The sequence below is a fragment of the Bradyrhizobium macuxiense genome (assembly GCF_007993935.1).
Lineage (GTDB): Bacteria > Pseudomonadota > Alphaproteobacteria > Rhizobiales > Xanthobacteraceae > Bradyrhizobium > Bradyrhizobium macuxiense_A.
The window spans coordinates 112745-131543 of sequence record NZ_VITY01000003.1; the positions used below are offsets into that span (position 1 = coordinate 112745).

The window sequence follows — 18799 nt, forward strand, 5'->3', positions numbered from 1 at the left end:
TCGCAAGCCGTGCGCGCCGCGTCAATGGGGCGACTGGTGCGGCGGAATATAACGATGCGCCGGCCGTACCGGCTCGCGCCGGTTTGTGACGTGGGCTCACGGTCAATGCGGTCCTGTAACACCTGTCGGGTAGAGTAGCGGATGCATGGCCTTGCTGGTATGGCGCTGCCGACCGGAGGCGGCCACGTCTCCGATCGCGCCGCCGCGAGCCTGCCCACCCGGAGCATCCGATGATCCTTGCTAGCTACGTCTACCGTGCCGTCTCCAACTTCGTGTTCCTGGGGCTGGTCTATTTCACGCTGAACCTGCTGGAGAAATACGAGCAGCGCGCGACGGTCGCGATCCTGGTCCTGGTCTATGCGGTGATGCATGCACTGTCCGGCCTGCGCTCGTTCTATTTCTTCCAGCGCATCGAGCGTCTCGAAGGTGAAACACGGCGGCTCGCCGCAGCGGCCGGCGAGGGGCCGAATGCGAGCGCCTCGCGTAAGCAGATCGTCGCCGATGTCACCGAGCTCAGGCATGCCGGCGAGATCAAATCCTATATCGACATCTTCTTCCTGGCGCTGGTGATCCTGCTCTGCGTCGCCAAGATCGTGGCCAGCTAGAGCGCGCGCTAGTCCGGCACGCGCTTGCCGGCGGCCGAGGCCTCGGCGCGCGGGGTTCGCTTGGCGACGTGGACTGCGGCGTTGCTTGCAGCCGGCGGCGCGACATGCAGGGGTGCGCCGCGGCCTCTGCCATGCGCCGCAGCGGGGATCTGATGTGCGGCCTGCTTCGGATGCCTGGCCTGGCGCGCCGATATCGCCTGCGCGCGCGGTGCGCCGGCGGCCGGACCAGCCGCGCGCTGTGCGAGGCGGCGACTCGCCGCGAGCAGGGTCAGGTCCAGCGCTTCGGGAACGCGAAAGACGTCGGCTGCCGGTATCGGCAAGGTCGAGACCGGCGCGAGCTGCGCGACCTGCGGCTGCGGCCACAGCGTGCGGACGGGCACACCGACGCGTGCGCGCTGCGCGTGGTCGAGAACGTCCGCATCACGCCAATCCAGATCGGCAAACACGGGTGCCGGCAAGGTCCGCGTCGCGGTGAAGACGAAGTTCGGAATTCTCGGCCAGCGCGTGGTCGCCACGGTCTCGGTCGGCGGATGCATGAACCATTGCTGCGGCTGGGTCGGTGTGGCCGGACGGTCGGCGGTCGCGGGCACGACGTGGACGATGCGGTAGCCGCGCTCCCTGAGCGTGTTGAGGATGCGCGGCAGCGCCGCGACTGTGCGCGGCTGGATGTCGTGCAGCAGCAGGATGCCCTTGTGCTTGGCCTCGATGCGCTGGATCGCGAGGTCGTAGACCCGCTGCGGCGAGATGTGGCGCCAGTCGTCGGCCGGGAAGTCGGCGCTCCAGACCTGGATGCCCTGCGACGCCAGATAGGCTTCGGGGATCTCGGCACGCATCAGGCCGGGAATCCGGAAGAACGGCGCGAGCTTGCTCTTGTCGCCATTGAGCGCCGCGAGCGTCGAGGCGATGCCGTCGTCGACCTCCTGCCGCACCTTCTCGAGCGGCATCTTGTTCATCGTGAGCGGATGGTTCTGGCTGTGCGTGCCGACGGTATGCCCGGCGGCGATCAGCTTGCGCACGCCCTCCGGATTGAACCGGGCCTGGGAGCCGATGGTAAAGAAGGTCGCCTTGACGCACTGGCTGGCGAGAATGGCCAGCACCTGGTTGCTGTATTTCGGCAGCGGTCCGTCGTCGAAGGTCAGCACCACCTCGTGGTCGGCGAGCGGCAGCGTTTCCGGATATTGCATGGTGCCGATCCGCGGGTGCTCCCTGGGATCGACGACGAGGGTCCGCGAGGTGCCGAGCGCGTTGGGATTACCCGGGCAATCCGCGGCAAGGGCGGCCTGCGGCGTCATGAAGCAACAGCCCAGAAGTGCCGCGCCGATCACGGTCCGCGACCGCTTCCGGATCATCACCAGGACGTTTGCAATCATCGAATCTCGGCCGCATTCCAAACGCACTGACGAATCCTTAAGGGCGGCCCCATGAATGCCGCCTTAACGGTCTGTAATCCACCTTGGGTGCCGGGTTCAATGTGTCCGGTCAGACACGGTCTTCATCGCCGCCGGGACGATGTGGACGATGCGATAATTGTGCTCCTGCAGGTACCTTAGAAAGGCGGGCAGCATCTCGGCTGTACGCATTTGCGGGTCATGTAGCAGGATAATTCCCTTGCGATGGCCTTCGAGCCGCCCGGTGAGCAGCTTGAGTTCCTCATCGGGGGTCATCTTGTTCCAATCGCTGGCCCAGAAATCGGCTCCGAACACCGCGATACCGCGCTTTTCCAGTCGCTCGAGTAGAGCTGGCGTCGACTCGAAATAGGGGAACCGGAAGAACGGTGTACTCGGGACCGTGCTCGCGGTTCCGCGCAAGGCCATCTGGACCGCTTCGATCCCTCGGTTGATGTTCGCTTCGGCCTGATCCAGCGGCATCTTGTTGAGATGCGGATGGTCCCAGCTGTGGTAGCCGACGGTGTGGCCGAGGCGCGCGATCTTGCGCACCATGTCGGGGTGATCGGCCGCATTGCGGCCGACTATGAAGAAGGTGGCCTGCACGCATTCGGCGGCCAGCGCCGTCAGCACCTTGTCGGTGACCCCGGGTGTCGGCCCGTCGTCGAAGGTCAGCACGACCTCGCCATCCCTGAGCGGCAGGGTCTGCGGAAAGCTCTTCAGCCCGACGCGCGGATAGGTCGCAGGATCGACCTCGAGCACACGTGAGGTGCCGAGCGCATCCTTGCGTGTGCACTCGGCGGCCTTCGCCGCGTTGGTCAGCGCGCAAGGTGCGAGCGCGATCAGCGCCGCGACAACGTTCAGGATCGGTCGCGGTGCGCTCGACATCTTTCTCATTGCACAGGGCCCCACCGATTAGGTAATCCGTTCCGCACTCATCCAATCAGTTTTTCCCCTCCTGTCAAACCGGCGAAACACGGCATGGCCGAGAATTTCGACGTTGCCGAACCCGCCGAGGCCGACCCGCTGGCCCAGATGCCGATGCGGGACGAGGAGGGCCAGCTGCGCCCCGAATTCGTCGCTGGCATCACCCGGGCGATCCATGCCGCCGACCGGCCGCTGCTGTGCGAGGTGGTGGCGGAACTGCACGAGGCCGATCTCGGCGACCTGATCGCGGCGCTGGAGCCGGACGACCGCGTGACCCTGGTCGAGATCACCGGCACGGACTTCGACTTCTCGGCGCTCAATGAGGTCGATGAGACGGTCCGCGAAGAGATCCTCGAGGAACTCGCGCCGGAGACGGTGGCCGAGGGCGTCCGCGAGCTCGAATCCGACGACGCCGTCGAGCTGCTGCAAAGCCTCGACGAGGAGGACCAGGAACAGATCCTGGAGAAACTGCCGGCGGCCGAGCGTGCCGAGATCGAGCGCAGCCTGCTGTATCCGGAGAATTCCGCCGGCCGGCGGATGCAGACCGCGTTCATTGCGGTGCCGCTGGATTGGAACGTCGGGCAGGTGATCGATTACATGCGCGACACGCCCGATCTGCCGGATCGATTCTACGAGATCTATGTGGTCGACGCCGAAAGGCACTGGCTGGGCGCAGTTTCGCTGGACGTGCTGCTGCGCGCGCGCCGCCCGGTTCCAATCAAGGACCTGATCGACGAGGACCGCCGCCGGGTCTCCGCTCTGGAGGACCAGGAAGAGGTCGCGCGGATGTTCGGCAAGTACAATCTTGTCGCCGCTCCCGTGGTCGATACCATCGACCGGCTGGTCGGCGTCATCACCATCGACGACGTCGTCGACATGATCGAGGAGGAGGCCGACGAGGACTTGAAGGCGCTCGGCGGCGTGACCCATCCCGAAGAGCTGTCCGACACGGTCTGGACCATTGCCCGCGGCCGCTTCAACTGGCTCTTGGTCAATCTCGCGACCGCGTTCCTGGCCTCATCGGTGCTCGGCCTGTTCGAGGGACAGCTCGAGAAGATGGTGGCGCTCGCGGTGCTGGCGCCTATCGTGGCGAGCCAGGGCGGCAACGCCGCGACGCAGACCATGACGGTCGCGGTGCGCGCGCTCGCCACCCGCGAGCTTGGTGCTTTCAACGCGATGCGCGTGGTGCTGCGCGAGACCATGGTCGGGCTCGTCAACGGCATCGCCTTTGCCGTCATCACCGGCATCGCCGCGGTGGCCTGGTTCAAGATCCCGGGCCTTGGCATCGTGATCGGGCTTGCAATCATCTGCAACCTGGTCGCCGGCGCGCTCGGCGGCATTCTGATTCCGATGGTGCTGGAACGGGTGCGCGCCGACCCCGCGGTCGCCTCCGGCACCTTCGTCACGACCGTGACCGACGTGGTCGGCTTCTTCTCGTTCCTCGGCATCGCCACGCTGTGGTTCGGGCTGAAATAGAGCATGATCCGAAAAAGTGCGAAGCGGTTTTTCGAAAAAGATCATGCTGCGAGGCGCGTCGGCGGGACCGTTTATCGTTAATCGCGCCTTAACGGGGTTGGCGGATGATGCTCCTATCTCCAAGGGGCCATCACGGGGGCCATCATGCAGCGGTTGCGGCTCAAGGCGGACGGACGGATCGTCGAATTGCGCGACGGGCAGGAAATCCCGCTCGTGCCGGCACACCCGGCCGAGGCGGCGATGCACCCTGTAGCCGCGCGACCCGCGGTGCGCGATCTGCGCCGCCGCGCCCAGCTGACCCAGCTCGAATTCGCCGCCAAGCTCGGCGTGCCGGTCGAGACCATTCGCAACTGGGAGCAGGGCAAGCGTGCCCCGCGCGGACCTGCCCGCGCGCTGCTCGCCGTGATCGCGCATTCACCGGAAACGGTGTTCGCCGCGCTGTCGAGCGAGCCGACCGCGGCTTGAGCGGGTCGGGCGTTCTTCGCCATCATTGTTAGCCAATAGATCGCGCCAACGCGCCACATTCACCGCCGTCGTCCTGGCGAAAGCCAGGATCCATAACCACCGCACGGCGATGCAGGGGACAGCGGCCCCAGCGTCGCGCAACAATCCGCAGTTGGGGTAATGGGTCCTGGCTTTCGCCAGGACGACAATGGGGATTGTTGGCGTCAAGCGGGCGGTGTCATCACCCGCGAAAGCGATTTCCGGGTGAGCTAGCGCTCCCGGCACAGCATCACGGGGCTTGCCAGGAAAGCCGTTTGGCCGCTTTAATCGAGGGATTGCAGCACGTTATTTTTTGAACCGTGGATTTCCAATGAACGCCATCGAGCAGATCATTGCCGGCTACGTGTCATTGAAGAATCGTCAAGCGCTGGAAGAGCTCAGGGACCATCGCCAACGGCTGTTGGACGGTGTTCGAGCACACAGCGTCCCGGGCTTCAGGCCGACGGTCGTGAATGACACGCTCCGCGAGGAGATCGAACTCATCGAGGCGGCATTGGCTCGCTTCGACGAGGACGCTTAGCCCACGACGGGGACGCCGTCACCTGCTGCGGTCGCCGACCTTCATCCGTCGAACCGTATCGATGAAGGCCACCGTTGAGCGCGGTCGCTGGAGCCGCAGCGCCGGGCCTAGTCACTGAAAAAATCCCGGCGCGGGCAGGCGAGCTGGCGCCCAATTCCTTGCCATGACCTGATCAATATCGAAGCAGAATAATATATAATATATAGAGATATCAATATGATGTAATAAATTGTATGCAGAATGCAAAATGTGCTTGTCGCGCCGGCCTCCTTGAAGCAGACTTTGCGCGGGGCAGGAGGCCAACGACCTTCGATGACGAGGGCGCGCGAGGGGCAAGAACAATCTGCCGGCAGAGGAGCGTGCAATGAGCGAGCAGGTGTCCACCATCGCAATGGCAGATGCGGCAAAGCCCAGCGGCGTGCGCTGGAAGATCTTCCTGCTGATGCTGTTCCTGATCTCGATCAACTATATCGATCGTGCGTCGCTGTCGGTCGCGATGCCCGTCATCGCCAAGGAGTTCGACATCGATCCGGCGATGCAGGGCCTGATCCTGAGCTCGTTCTTCTGGACCTACGCGCTGATGCAGGTGCCGGGCGGCATGCTCGCCGACCGCTTCAAGCCGCGCATCGTGATCGCGCTTGCGACATTGTTCTGGGGCTTCTTCCAGGCGCTCGCGGCGCTGTCCACCAGCTGGATGCTGCTGCTGATGACCCGGCTCGGGCTCGGCGCGTCGGAAGCGCCGATCTATCCGGCCGGCGGCAAGCTCAACGCGATCTGGATGACGCAGACCGAGCGCGGCCGCGGCGCGACGCTGCTCGACGGCGGTGCGCCGCTTGGCGCTGCGCTCGGCTCGATCGTGATCGCCTGGCTGATGGCGGCGTTCAGCTCCTGGCGCGTCGCCTTCGTCGTCGCCGGCATCGGCACCATGCTGTGCGGGCTGTGGGCCTGGTACTACATCCGCAACGTGCCGCGCGAGCATCCGTCGGTGAATGAAGCCGAGGCGCGCTATCTCGAGGAGGCGCATGCGATCGAGGATGCGGCGACGCCGCCCTCGTCAGGCGCAAGCGGGATCGCCTATTTCCGCTTCCGCTCGGTGTGGTGCATGTGCCTCGGCTGGATGTTCTTCAACACCACGTTCTACGGGCTCTTGACCTGGATGCCGACCTATCTGTTCAAGGTGCACGGCTTCGACATCAAGGCGCTTGGCGGCGCCTCGTTCATCATCTTCTTCGCGGGCTTCGTCGGCGAACTGGTCGGCGGCTGGATCGGCGATGGCTGGCGCGCGCGGGGTGGGGCGCCCAACACCGTGTTCCGCACGCTGTTCGGCATCGCCGCGATCATGGCGACCGTGTCGATCTTCCTCGTCGCCTACGTCACCAATGCGGTTGCGGTCGTGGTGCTGCTGTCGACGACGCTGTTCTTCCTGCGCTGGTGCGGCATGTACTGGGCGATCCCCTCGGCGCTGGCGGGTCGCGGCAAGTCCGGCTTCCTCGGCGGCTGCATGAATCTCGGCGGCAACATCGCCGGCATCACGACGCCGTTGATCGTCGGCTTCATCGTGCAGGCCACCGGCTCCTACTTCCTGGCCCTGATGTATTTCGCCGCCGCGGGCATTGCGCTGTTGATCTGCTCGACTCTGATCGACTACAGCCGCAAGCTTCCGGTCTAGAATCGAAGTGCGGCCGAGCCCGTGAAGGGTTCGGCCGGTTGATGAGGCCTCGCGAATGACACGTTCCGTCCGGCTCGGCATGCTGACGCCGTCGTCGAATACCGCACTCGAGCCGATCACCTGCGCGATGCTGGCAGGGGTCGACGGGGTCACGGCGCATTTCTCGCGCTTCAAGGTGACGGAGATCGCGCTGTCCGAGCAGGCGCTGCGCCAGTTCGACGCCAGCGAGATTCTTCGTGCGGCGGAGTTGCTGGCCCATGCCAAGGTCGACGTGATCGCCTGGAACGGCACCTCGGCAAGCTGGCTCGGCTTCGATCGCGACGAGAGCCTGTGCGAGCAGATCACGGCGGCGACAGGGATCAAGGCCTGCACTACGGTGCTGGCCTATCGCGACCTGCTGCGGCGGATCGGCGCCAGGCGCATCGGGCTGGTGACGCCGTATCGCCGGGATGTGCAGGACAAGATCATCGCCAACTGGAATTCGGAAGGGCTGCACTGCTTCGCCGAGCGGCATCTGTCGTTGCAGGATAATTTCTCCTTTGCCGGGGTTAGCGAGGCCGAGATTGCAGGGATGATTGAGGAAGTGGCGCGCGAGGGCTGCGATGCCACCGTCGTGCTCTGCACCAACATGCGCGGCGCGGGCGCGGCCGAACGGCTGGAGCGCGGATTTGGCGTGCCGGTGCTCGATTCGATCGCGGTGACGCTGTGGGCGTGCCTTACAGCGGTCGGCTGTGATCCGTCGCGCGTGCATGGCTGGGGCGGCCTGTTCACGAATCCCGATCTGCGCGCAGCGAGCGCGATCTCCGATCAAGACAATAAAGGCGTGCAGTGACTGAGTCCAAGAGCGAAACCAAGCCGACCAGACGTCGCAAGGAGCCCAAGCGAGCGATGACGGCGCTGCAGCGGCGCCGTCTGCGCGTGCCGCGGGTCGGGCTGCACGAGCAGGCGGCTACGCGGCTGCGCACCATGATCGTGCGCGGCGAGCTGGCGCCGGGGCAATCGCTGGGCGAGGCTGATTTGTCCGATGCGCTCGGCATTTCGCGCACCCCGTTGCGCGAGGCGCTGAAGCAATTGGCGAACGAGGGCCTGGTCGAGCTCAGGCTCAACCACAGCGCCGTGATCACGCCGTTCCGCCGCGCCGAGCTCGCCGAATTGTTCGAGGCCGTCAGCGGCATCGAGCGCTGCGCTGCCGAGCTCGCCGCGCTCCGCATGGAGGACGCCGATTTCGAACGGCTCGAGGCGCTGCAGGACAAGATCGAATGGCATCACGGCCGCGGCGAGCTGCGCGACTATTTCCAGGCCAATCAGCAGATCCATTCGGCGATCGTCGGCTTCGCCCGCAACGCGGTGCTGAAGGCGACCCATGAGGCGCTGTTGGCGCGGGCCGAGCGCGCGCGCTTCTTCGCACTCTCGGTGCTCGGGCGCTGGGATGAATCGGTGCGCGAGCATCAGGATATCCTGGCCGCACTCAGACGCCGCGATGCGGCGCTCGCCGGGCAGATCCTGGCCCACCACGTGCGCCGCACCGGCGAGATCGTCGCCGAGACGCTGGATGGCAAGGCAGATGAGGCTGGAGTGCCGGACGCGCCCGCCAAGCCGCGCGGCCGCAAGGCGAGGACGATTGCGTCATGAAGATCCTGCTGCTCAATCCCAACACGACGGCGGATGTGACGGATCTGCTCCACGCCGCCGGCAGCAAGGTCGCCTCGGCCGGTACCGAACTCGTGCCGGTCACTGCCACGCGCGGCGTGCCGTATATCGCGACCCGCGCCGAGGCGCAGATCGGCGGCGCGATTGCGCTGGAGATGCTGGCCGAGGCCGGTCCCATCGATGCCGCCATCATCGCCGCGTTCGGCGATCCCGGCCTGTTCGGCGCGCGCGAGCTGTTCGCGTTTCCGGTCGTCGGATTGGCCGAGGCCGCCATGCTCACCGCCTGCATGCTCGGCCGGCGGTTTGCGATTGTGACCTTCGCCGGCGCGCTGGCGCCCTGGTACGAGGAATGTGTCGCCATGCATGGGCTGAGCGGACGCTGCGCCGGCATCCGCACGCTCGACGGCAGCTTCCAGTCGATCTCCGACGTCCAGGCTGAGAAGGAGGACCTCCTGGTCGCGCTCGCCAACCAGGCGGTCGCGCAGGACGCTGCCGACGTCGTTATTCTGTCCGGCGCGCCGCTCGCCGGGCTCGCGGCAAAGGTGCGCGACCGTATTCCGGTGCCCGTGGTCGATCCGGTCGCCGCGGCCATGCGCCAGGCGGAGACGCTTGCCGTGCTCAAGCCGCGCAAGGCGATCGCCGGTACCTTCCGCCGTCCCGATCCGAAGCCGACGATCGGGCTGGCCGAGCCGCTTGCCGCCATCATCGAACATCGCTCACCGAAAGAGGGGACAAACTGATGTCCTTCGACACCATCATCCGCGGCGGCACCGTGGTCACGGCTGCCGACACCTTTGCCTGTGACGTCGGAATCCGCGACGGCAAGATCGCGGCGCTCGGTCGCGATCTCGGCACGGCAACCACCATCATCGACGCCACCGACCGGCTGGTGCTGCCCGGCGGCATCGACAGCCATGTCCATTTCGCCCAGCCGTCGGGCGACGGCATCGTGATGGCCGATGGCTTTGCCTCAGGCACCCGTTCGGCGGCGTTCGGCGGCAACACCACCGTGCTGCCGTTCTGTCTGCAGGAGAAGGGCCAGACGCTGCGCGAGGCGCTCAAGCATTACCATTCGCTGGCCGAAGGCGAATGCCATGTCGACGTCGCCTTCCATCTCATCGTCACCGATCCGACCGAGCATGTGCTGGGCCAGGAGCTGCCGGCGCTGGTCGAGGACGGCTACACCTCGCTCAAGGTCTTCATGACCTATGAGGGGCTGGCGCTGTCGGATCGCGAGCTGCTCGAGACCATGTCGGTCGCGCGCGAGACCGGCGCGATGTTGATGGTGCATGCGGAAAACTTCGACGCCATCCGCTTCCTGACCGATCGGCTGGAACGTGCCGGCAACACCGCGCCGCGCTTCCACGCCACCTCGCGGCCGATCCCGGTCGAGCGCGAGGCTACGCATCGCGCGATCTCGCTGTCGGAGCTCGTCGATGTGCCGATCATGATCGTGCACGTCTCGAACCGCGAGGCGATGGACGAAATCCGGCGCGCGCAGCAGCGCGGCCTGCGGGTGATGGGCGAGACCTGTCCGCAGTATCTGATGCTGACCGAGAAGGATCTCGACCAGCTCAATATGGAGGGCGCAAAGTATGTCTGCTCGCCGCCGCCGCGCGACCTCGCCAGCCAGCAGGCCTGCTGGGAGGGCCTGCAGCAGAAAGTATTTTCGGTGTTCTCGTCGGACCATTGCCCATTCCGCTACGACGACCCACAAGGCAAGCTCGCGCCGAAGGGGCGCACCAGCTTCCGCTGGGTGCCGAACGGGATTCCCGGCGTCGCGACCCGGCTGCCGATCCTGTTCTCCGAGGGCGTGGTGAAGGGGCGTATCGACCTCAACAGCTTCGTCGCCTTCAGCGCCACCAACCACGCCAAGATCTACGGCCTCTATCCGCGCAAGGGCACGATCGCGGTCGGCTCGGATGCCGACATCGCGCTGTGGGACCCCAAGCGCAAGGTGACGATCCGCCACGAGCTGATCCACGACGGCTCCGACTACACGCCCTATGAAGGGCTTGAAGTGACCGGCTGGCCGGTGCTGACCATGGTGCGCGGCAAGGTGGTCGTCGACGACGGCACCCTTGTCGGCAGCAAGGAGCACGGCACATATTTGCCGCGCTCGAAACCGCCGGGAGCCGCGACCATCCCGTAACACCCAAAGCAAGAAGGCAGGAGACCACCATGCCCTACGCGACATCAGACGACGGCGTGCGGCTCTATTTCGAAGAGACCGGATCCGGTCATCCGGTGATCCTGGTCCATGAATTCGCCGGCGACCTGCGCAGCTACGAGCCGCAGATGCGGCATTTCGGCAAGCGCTTCCGCACCATCGCCTACAATGCCCGTGGCTTTCCGCCATCTGATGTGCCGGAGCAAGTCTCGTCCTATTCGCAGGCGCGCGCTGCCGACGACATCCTGGCCGTGCTCGATCACATCGGCGCGCCGAAGGCGCATATCATCGGCCTCTCGATGGGCGGGTTTGCGACCTTGCATTTCGGGTTGCGCCACCCGGCGCGGGCGCTGTCGCTGTGCATCGGCGGCTGCGGCTATGGCGCCGAGCTCGACAAGCGCGAGACGTTTCGCGCCGAGGCCGATGTGATCGCGGGCATGATCCGTAAGGAGGGCATGCCGGCCTTCGCCGAGCGCTATGCCTATGGGCCGACGCGCGTGCAGTACGAGAACAAGGACCCGCGCGGCCATGCCGAATTCAAGCGCATGCTGGCCGAGCATTCGGCGGTGGGATCGGCCAACACCCAGCAGGGCGTGCAGAAGGAGCGTCCGTCGCTCTACACGCTGGTCGACGAGATGAAGCGGATCAATGTGCCGACGCTGATCATCACCGGCGACGAGGATTGGCCGTGCCTTCTGCCGGGCATCCTGATGAAGCAGAGCATCCCGTCGGCTGCACTCGCGGTGATGCCGAACTGCGGCCACGCCATCAACATCGAGGAGCCTGACGAATACAACCGCATCGTCGGCGATTTCCTGTCCCAGGTCGAAAGCGGCCGCTGGCCGCAGCGTGATCCTCGCGCGGTGAGTGCCTCGATCACCGGGATGAAGGACTAGCGCGCGTACTCATCGTCAGCGGCTTGCGTGAGAAGGCGAGGGGCTCCATTGCCCCTTGCCCAAATGCTCGTGCGCGATCGGCCAACCGGATTGTTGCTTGCGGCACTCTGGTGCTTCATCCATTTCCGCCAATTTCTTCGCGCACTCCGCCATGTCGGATCGTCGCCACGCAATACGCGCGAGAGCGGATCGATTCGTGACGCGCGTGCGTCATAGCGATCAATCCAATATCGCAGGCAAGCGCTGCAACCGACGCGTGAATCGAAGCGCGCGATGATGAATCAACGCGCGATGATGAATCGTTGTGACGATGTGTTGCTCGCACAAAACTTACACGGCGCTGTCATCGGCGATGGATAACTTGTCGCAGGTCGACGTCACAAATCTGTAAAATCAAGGGGCACTACGGTGAAAGCCAAATTTCTTTCGACGGTCGGAGTCTGTCTGGTTGCTGCCGCTGCAATTGCATGCAGCGCCGCCGCTCAGGACGACAGGGATCACGATCATCGTCATCCGCACGACATCCACACCGCAACGCCGATCAAGCATCTCGTCGTCATCTTCAACGAGAACCGCTCGTTCGATCATTATTTCGCGACCTATCCGAATGCAGCCAACCCGACCGGCTCGATTCCGTTCACTGCGAAGCCGCATACGCCGAAGGTCAACAACCTCGCTAACGCCAATCTGCTGACCAACAACCCGAACCTCAATCCGGCCAACGGTACCGGCGCGACGAATCCGTTCCGCCTCGATCGCACCCAGGCGAACACGCGCTCGCAGAACCACGCCTACACGCCCGAGCAGCAGGCGGTCGACAACGGCAACGAAGACCTGTTTCCGAAGTTCACGGGTCGCGGCACCGCCGGCGGCGTCGGCGCCTTCGGCACCAACGGCCAGGTGATGGGCTATTTCGACGGTAACACCGTCACCGCGTTCTGGAATTACGCCCAGAACTTCGCGATGAGCGACAACAACTGGACCGACACTTTCGGTCCGTCGACGCCCGGCGCGCTCGAGGTGGTCTCCGGCCAGACCAACGGTGCGCAGAACATCGTCGGCACGTCGTCGTCGATCGCCGACGGCCAGGGCGGCCTGACGCTGATCGGTGACACCGATCCTGCATATGACTCCTGCTCGAGCACGACCAGCCAGGTCCTGATGACCAGCAAGAACATCGGCGACCTGCTCAACGCCGAGCAGATCAGCTGGGGCAGCTTCATGGGCGGGTTCGATCTGACGCTCAAGAACAGCAACGGCACCACCAATTGTGGCCGCAGCACCTTCTCGAGCAACGTCAACGGCACCATCGTGGACTACATCCCGCACCACGCCTGGTTCCAGTACTACAAGTCGACGGCCAACCCGACCCATGCGCGGCCGAGCTCGGTCAACGCGATCGGCCACACCTACGTTCCCGGCAGCAAGACGGTCGATCCGGCCAATCATGCCTACGATCTCGAGGATTTCTACGCCTCGGTGAAGGCCGGCAACTTCCCGGCCGTCTCCTACATCAAGATGCCGGCCTATCAGGACGGTCATCCCGGCAACTCCGATCCGCTCGACGAGCAGGCGGGCAATGTCGAGCTGATCAACTTCCTGGAGACGCAGAAGGAGTGGCGCGAGACCGCGGTCATCATCACCTATGACGACTCCGACGGCTGGTACGACCACCAGTACATCGCGCCGACCAGCGCCTCGTATGATCCGACCGCCGACCAGGTCAACGGTCCCGGCCAGTGCGGCCGCGGTGTCGGCAAGCAGACCCAGCCGAACGGCCTCAACGGCCAGCCGGTGAACGGCCGCTGCGGTCCCGGCACGCGCACGCCGTTCATCGTGATCTCGCCCTTCGCCAAGAAGAACTTCGTCAGCCACACCCGCATCTCGCAGGCGTCGGTCGTGCGCTTCATCGAAGACAACTGGCTGCACGGCCAGCGTCTCGGCGGCGGCTCGTTCGACGACGGCGTCGAACCGATCACGGACCTGTTCGATTTCGATCACGGTCACGATCGTGACGATGACGACCGGCAGAACAAGCTGTTCCTCGATCCGACGGCGGGCACGGTGGTCGTCAGCGCTGACGATCATCACCATCACTAACGCGCTGGGATAACTGGACGTCATATGAACGGCCGCATGTTGTGGCTTCTCGGCGCCGGCCTGCTCTGCATGGCCGGCGCCGTTGCGGCAGTCGAGACGCAAGGGCTTCCGGGCACAAATCCGAATCCGGTGCAGCTCAGGCGTCCGCCTGTGGCTCCGCTGTCCGGAATGGCGCAGCTCGGCCAGAAGATCTTCTTCGACGCGTCGCTGTCGTCCTCGGGCGCGTTGTCGTGCGCATCCTGTCACAGTCCGGACCACGCCTACGGTCCGCCCAATGATGCGGCGGTCATGCTCGGCGGGCCCGCGCAGTCCCGGCAAGGGACACGCGCCGTGCCGGGCCTGACCTATCTGGAGCGGCAACCGAATTTCAGCATCGGGCCCGAGAAGGACGAGGACGACAACGTCGTCGACTTCGCGCAACTGGCGGCGGCGGGCCAACGGGCCGCACGCGCCAAGAAGGTTGCGACCGGGACCGCCGCGTCGGCGGTCAACATCGTGCCGCAGGGCGGACTGTTCTGGGACGGCCGCGCCGATACGCTGCAGGACCAGGCGATCTTCCCGCTGCTCGATCCCAACGAGATGGACGGCGGCAGCATCGAGGTGGTGGCGCAGAAGCTGCGCCAGGCGAGCTACGCGCCGCGTTTCGCCGAATTATTCGGCGCCGGTGTCTTCGACAATACGCGGCTGCTGGTCGCGGAGGCGATGTTCGCGGTCGCGCGCTATCAGGTCGAGGAGCCGAGCTTCCATCCCTACACCAGCAAGTTCGACTACTGGCTGGAAGGCAAGACGCGGCTCAGCGAGAGCGAGATGCGCGGCCTGCAATTGTTCAACGATCCGGACAAGGCCAATTGCGCCGGCTGCCACACCTCGGCGCCGACCCGCGACGGCCTGCCGCCGCTGTTCACCGACCATCAGTATGAGGCGCTCGGCGCGCCACGCAACGCCGCGCTCGGCAGCAATCGCGATCCCAACTATTTCGATCTCGGGGTCTGCGGCCCGTATCGCACCGACATTGCCGAGCAGACGCAATATTGCGGAATGTTTCTGACGCCGACCTTGCGCAACACGGCAAAGCGCCGGGTATTCTTCCACAACGGCGTCTTCACCAGCCTCGAGCAGGTGCTCGATTTCTATAATTTCCGCGATACCAATCCGGACAAGGTGTATCCCCGCGCAGCCGACGGAAGGTTAAGGAAGTACGACGACCTGCCGGAAAAATATCACGGCAATGTCGACTTCAGCGATCCGCCGTTCGAGCGCCATTTGGGCGATACGCCTGCGATGACGGCGCAGGATGAAGCCGACATCATCGCCTTCCTGAAGACGTTGACCGACGGCTACCAGCCGGAGCGGTGAGCGGTCGCCACCGTCCCTCGTGGAACCGATACGTGAGTTGGCAGCTCTTCGTCAGGCGCGCATAATGGGCGGATGCATGTCGTCGAAGGCAACGGCGCAAGAATCCCCGTCATCGGGCTCGGCACATGGGAGCTGCGCGGGCGAACCTGCGCCCGCATCGTCGAGCAGGCACTGCGCCTGGGTTACCGGCACATCGACACCGCGCAGATCTATGACAATGAGCGCGAGGTCGGCGAGGGGCTGCGCGCCTCCGGCATCAAGCGCAACGATGTGTTCGTGACCACCAAGGTCTGGACCACGCATTTCATGGCGAAGGATCTCGAACGTTCCGCCAAGGAGAGCCTGGCGCGGCTGCGTTTGACCGAGGTCGATCTGTTGCTGCTGCACTGGCCCAATCCGCACGTGCCGCTTGCTGAGACGCTCGGCGCGCTGGCGCGGGTCAAGCAGGCCGGACTGGCGCGGCATATCGGGCTCTCGAACTTCGACGTGGCGCAGATCGAGGAGGCGGTTGCGGCGTGTTCCGAACCGCTCGCCTGCGATCAGGTCGAGTACCATCCCTATCTCGGCCAGGCCGATGTGATCGAGGCCTGTGCACGCCATGGCATGGCGTTCGTCGCCTACAGCCCGATCGCGAAGGGGCGCGTCAAGGGCGACCGCGCGCTGGCGCGGATCGGCGACCGCTATCGCAAGACGGCTGCCCAGATCTGCCTGCGCTGGCTGGTGCAACAGAATGTCTCGGCGATCCCGCGCACCTCAAAGCTCGAGCGGCTCCAGGAAAATATCGACATCTTCGATTTCGAGCTGTCGGATGAGGATATGCGCGAGATTACGGCGATGGGGAGCGCGGCCGCGCGCTGATGGCCCATCGGATCCTGGCCTGAGCATGGCGTCGCGGAAAATGGCTGGGCAGCGGTCCGGATCGTGCTATTGCCCGCTGGCTGATCGCGGTTTTGGATCGCGAATGGGGGATTGAGGCAGGTGGGTTCCAGCCGGTATTGTAGCCGGCGGGGAGACGACACCGATGTGATCGAGCGGGATGAAGTTTCGGCCAAACGCGGATATGATGGCGTCGGTGTTCGTGCACCTGATGCTGCTCGCGCTGATTTTCCTTTATTCGGAGGTTCATCAGTTCGATCCCGTCGCCGCTGATACGGTGCCGGTCGAGATCGTGACGCCGCAGGAGGTCGCCAAGGCGGAGATCGAGCCTGATCCGGTGCCGAGCCCGTCGCCGACGCCCGAGTTGCAGTTGCCGTCACTCGACAAGCCGGTGGACTCAGCCAAGCCCGAACCAACTGCTCAAGCACAAGCGCCGCAGAAGCAGCAGTCCGCGCCGCAGCCGGCGCAGAAGCAGGCGACACCGGCGCCCAAGCCCAGCCCGGCGCCGCAACATGCCGCGGCCGAGCAGCAGCCCGCGCCGCCTGCACCCCAGACGCCGCCGATGCCCCAGCCGATGCCGCAGCAACAGGCGGCGGCGTCACCGCCTGCCTATACGCAGCCGGAGCCGGACCTGTCCGTCAAATACAATGTCATGCTTGGACTGCCGCCGGACATCTCCGTGAAGCCGCCGGCCGAGGCGCCGTCCGGCCCAGGTCCCGGCAAGGATAATTTCGACGCCGCGGCCACCGAGCAGGCCGACGTCGGCTCCAGCGTCGTCGCCGAATTCCGCCGCCATCTGAAGACCTGCATGAAGCTTCCGGCGACACTGAGCACGAGCGATGACGTCAAGATCAAGCTTCGGGTGTTCATGAAGCCCGACGGCAAGCTCGCCGCATCGCCTTTGCTGATCGAAGCCACCGCATCGGAAAAGGGGCCGCTGCTGCTCAAGAGCGCGACCGATGCGCTGCAAACCTGCCAGCCCTATGCGATGCTGCCGCGGGATCGCTACGGCGAATGGAAGGTGCTCGACCTCGACTTCACGCCGCGCGATTTTGCGTCGTAGGGCGGGCGTCCTTGCGAGCGAAGCGAAGCAATCCATGCTTCCGCGAAACGGATAGATGGATTGCTTCGTCGCTTCGCTCCTCGCAATGACGGGCGGCTTGTTCAGCTTCCCATCGCCTGCCAGGCGTTGGAGGCGAACTGCCGGCGCCAGATCACGATCACGACCGCGGCGGTGGTGATGAACAGCACCCACGGACTGACGAACCAGCCGAGATAGCCGAGCGCGAAGAAGAACGCGCGCTGACCGCGGTTGAAGTGCCGGCCTGCGGTCTCGAACAGTCGCGTGGTGCGGATGACGTGCGCCTCCGCCTCGGGCGTATCGCGCTCGCCGGCCGGCGGCATCGCGCCGAACAGGATCGCGACATAGTTGAATAGGCGATAGGCCCACGCGAATTTGAAGAAGGTGTAGATGAAGATCAGGATCAGCCCGATGCACTTGACCTCCCACAGAGCCGGCGAGGGCGTCAGGTTGACCGGCAGCGCGCCGAGCACCGCGAGCGCGTCGTTGGTGGCGCGCAACAGCGCCAGCGCGCCGCCGATCGCGATCAGGCTGGTGGAGGCGAAGAACGCGGTGCCGTTCTGCAGGCTGGCCATGATCTGCATGTCGACCATCCGCGCGTCGCGGTGGAGCAGGTTCCGCACCCAGATCTCGCGATAGACATGCATCCGCGCCGACAGGCTGTCGCGCCCATAGGCGGTGTGCTCCAGCGTGATGGCATAGACCAGCCATTCCAGCGCAAAGAAGCTGACCGCTAGGATGTCGACCCAATAGCCGGTCATGGTGCCTTCCTTCGTGAACGCGCGGCTGCCAATCCGCGCCGCCTTGCATCCCGCGTCATGTACAGGTTGAACGCGTGCAATGCACTATGGCAAACTGCGCGGGCAACAGGATTCCTCGGACATGCTCAAGCTCGTCATCGGCAACAAGAACTATTCGTCATGGTCGATGCGGCCCTGGCTGGCGCTGCGCGCCAACAACATCCCGTTCGAAGAGGTCTTCATTCCGCTCTACACGGACCAGGCCGACAAGGACCGCATCCTCTCGTTCAGCAAGGCCGGCAAGGTGCCGACACTGATCGATGGTGACGTCACGGTGTGGGATTCGCTGGCGATCATCGAATATCTCGCCGAGAAATTCCCCGACGCGAAGCTGTGGCCTGCGGATCGCGCCGTGCGCGCCCATGCCCGCGCGATCTCGGCCGAGATGCATTCCGGCTTCGTGCCGCTGCGCAGCGAATGCGGCATGAACCTGCACCGGCCGATCCGCGCCGTCGCGCTGTCGGACGATGCGAGGGCCAATGTGACGCGGATCGAGGAGATCTGGGCCGATTGCCACGCGCGCTATGGCAAGCAGGGGCCGTTCCTGTTCGGGGCATTCTCGGCGGCGGATGCGATGTACGCGCCCGTGGTGCATCGCTTCCGCACCTACGCGATCCCGGTGAAGCCCGAGGCGAAGCACTATGTCGACGCCATGATGCAGTTGCCGGCATTCCAGGAATGGACCCGGGACGGCCTGGCCGAGACGCTGCGGATCGCGCGATTCGAGGACGTCTGACGGTCGCAGCACTGCCGAATTGTGACAGCCGCCGCAAAGATCGCGGCT

Annotated in this window: 18 protein-coding genes; 15 read left to right on the forward strand and 3 right to left on the reverse strand. The window is 65.0% G+C overall.

Annotated elements, in window-relative coordinates; translation table 11 throughout:
• Positions 1–230 precede the first annotated feature (230 nt).
• Complete coding sequence (locus FBZ93_RS08405; RefSeq protein ID WP_146985474.1) at positions 231–605, forward strand: hypothetical protein; 375 nt, start codon at positions 231–233, stop codon at positions 603–605.
• A gap of 8 nt (positions 606–613) precedes the next feature.
• Here FBZ93_RS08405 and FBZ93_RS08410 read toward each other — a convergent pair whose 3' ends face one another.
• Both FBZ93_RS08410 and FBZ93_RS08415 read right to left on the reverse strand, forming a co-directional pair.
• Positions 614–1975 (reverse strand): polysaccharide deacetylase family protein, encoded by a 1362-nt coding sequence (locus FBZ93_RS08410; RefSeq protein WP_146985475.1) that lies wholly within the window; start codon positions 1973–1975, stop codon positions 614–616.
• Between the two features lie 96 nt (positions 1976–2071).
• Positions 2072–2887 (reverse strand): polysaccharide deacetylase family protein, encoded by an 816-nt coding sequence (locus FBZ93_RS08415; protein WP_146985476.1) that lies wholly within the window; start codon positions 2885–2887, stop codon positions 2072–2074.
• Between the two features lie 84 nt (positions 2888–2971).
• Between FBZ93_RS08415 and mgtE the strand changes: the two genes are divergently transcribed.
• From mgtE to FBZ93_RS08480, 13 genes are all read left to right on the forward strand, one after another.
• Positions 2972–4393: a magnesium transporter gene (mgtE, locus tag FBZ93_RS08420; RefSeq protein ID WP_146985477.1), complete on the forward strand. Its 1422-nt coding sequence runs from the start codon at positions 2972–2974 to the stop codon at positions 4391–4393.
• A gap of 144 nt (positions 4394–4537) precedes the next feature.
• The gene (locus FBZ93_RS08425) at positions 4538–4858 is read left to right on the forward strand and encodes a helix-turn-helix domain-containing protein (protein ID WP_146985478.1); all 321 of its coding nucleotides are present in this window, start codon (positions 4538–4540) and stop codon (positions 4856–4858) included.
• Positions 4859–5207: 349 nt separating this feature from the next.
• Positions 5208–5417: a hypothetical protein gene (locus FBZ93_RS08430; protein WP_146985479.1), complete on the forward strand. Its 210-nt coding sequence runs from the start codon at positions 5208–5210 to the stop codon at positions 5415–5417.
• Positions 5418–5781: 364 nt separating this feature from the next.
• A complete protein-coding gene (locus tag FBZ93_RS08435; RefSeq protein WP_050421684.1) occupies positions 5782–7086 on the forward strand; it encodes an MFS transporter in 1305 nt (434 codons plus the stop codon).
• Between the two features lie 55 nt (positions 7087–7141).
• Positions 7142–7918 carry a maleate cis-trans isomerase family protein gene (locus FBZ93_RS08440; RefSeq protein WP_146985480.1) on the forward strand — a complete coding sequence of 259 codons (777 nt, stop codon included), beginning with the start codon at positions 7142–7144 and terminating at the stop codon, positions 7916–7918.
• Positions 7915–8718 (forward strand): GntR family transcriptional regulator, encoded by an 804-nt coding sequence (locus FBZ93_RS08445; RefSeq protein ID WP_146985481.1) that lies wholly within the window; start codon positions 7915–7917, stop codon positions 8716–8718. Before FBZ93_RS08440 ends, FBZ93_RS08445 begins: the two co-directional genes overlap by 4 nt.
• A complete protein-coding gene (locus FBZ93_RS08450) occupies positions 8715–9476 on the forward strand; it encodes an aspartate/glutamate racemase family protein (RefSeq protein WP_146985482.1) in 762 nt (253 codons plus the stop codon). The genes FBZ93_RS08445 and FBZ93_RS08450 overlap by 4 nt, the downstream gene beginning before the upstream one ends.
• A complete protein-coding gene (hydA, locus tag FBZ93_RS08455) occupies positions 9476–10888 on the forward strand; it encodes a dihydropyrimidinase (RefSeq protein WP_208763980.1) in 1413 nt (470 codons plus the stop codon). Before FBZ93_RS08450 ends, hydA begins: the two co-directional genes overlap by 1 nt.
• A gap of 29 nt (positions 10889–10917) precedes the next feature.
• Positions 10918–11802, forward strand: a complete 885-nt coding sequence (locus tag FBZ93_RS08460) for an alpha/beta fold hydrolase (RefSeq protein WP_146985484.1) — start codon at positions 10918–10920, stop codon at positions 11800–11802.
• Between the two features lie 408 nt (positions 11803–12210).
• On the forward strand, positions 12211–13902 hold the full coding sequence (locus FBZ93_RS08465; protein WP_146985485.1) for a phospholipase C: 1692 nt from the start codon (positions 12211–12213) through the stop codon (positions 13900–13902).
• A gap of 36 nt (positions 13903–13938) precedes the next feature.
• Entirely contained in the window at positions 13939–15258 is a 1320-nt protein-coding gene (locus FBZ93_RS08470) for a cytochrome-c peroxidase (RefSeq protein ID WP_246667413.1), read from the forward strand.
• A 72-nt stretch (positions 15259–15330) separates the two neighbouring features.
• Positions 15331–16116 (forward strand): aldo/keto reductase, encoded by a 786-nt coding sequence (locus FBZ93_RS08475; protein WP_146985487.1) that lies wholly within the window; start codon positions 15331–15333, stop codon positions 16114–16116.
• Between the two features lie 178 nt (positions 16117–16294).
• Positions 16295–17197, forward strand: coding sequence for a hypothetical protein (locus FBZ93_RS08480; RefSeq protein ID WP_146985488.1), 903 nt, complete (start codon positions 16295–16297; stop codon positions 17195–17197).
• Positions 17198–17298: 101 nt separating this feature from the next.
• On the opposite strand, the gene FBZ93_RS08485 is transcribed toward FBZ93_RS08480, so the two are convergent.
• Positions 17299–17976 carry a DUF599 domain-containing protein gene (locus FBZ93_RS08485; protein ID WP_146985489.1) on the reverse strand — a complete coding sequence of 226 codons (678 nt, stop codon included), beginning with the start codon at positions 17974–17976 and terminating at the stop codon, positions 17299–17301.
• 121 nt (positions 17977–18097) lie between these two features.
• Between FBZ93_RS08485 and FBZ93_RS08490 the strand changes: the two genes are divergently transcribed.
• The gene (locus FBZ93_RS08490) at positions 18098–18751 is read left to right on the forward strand and encodes a glutathione S-transferase family protein (RefSeq protein ID WP_167528970.1); all 654 of its coding nucleotides are present in this window, start codon (positions 18098–18100) and stop codon (positions 18749–18751) included.
• Positions 18752–18799: the final 48 nt, after the last annotated feature.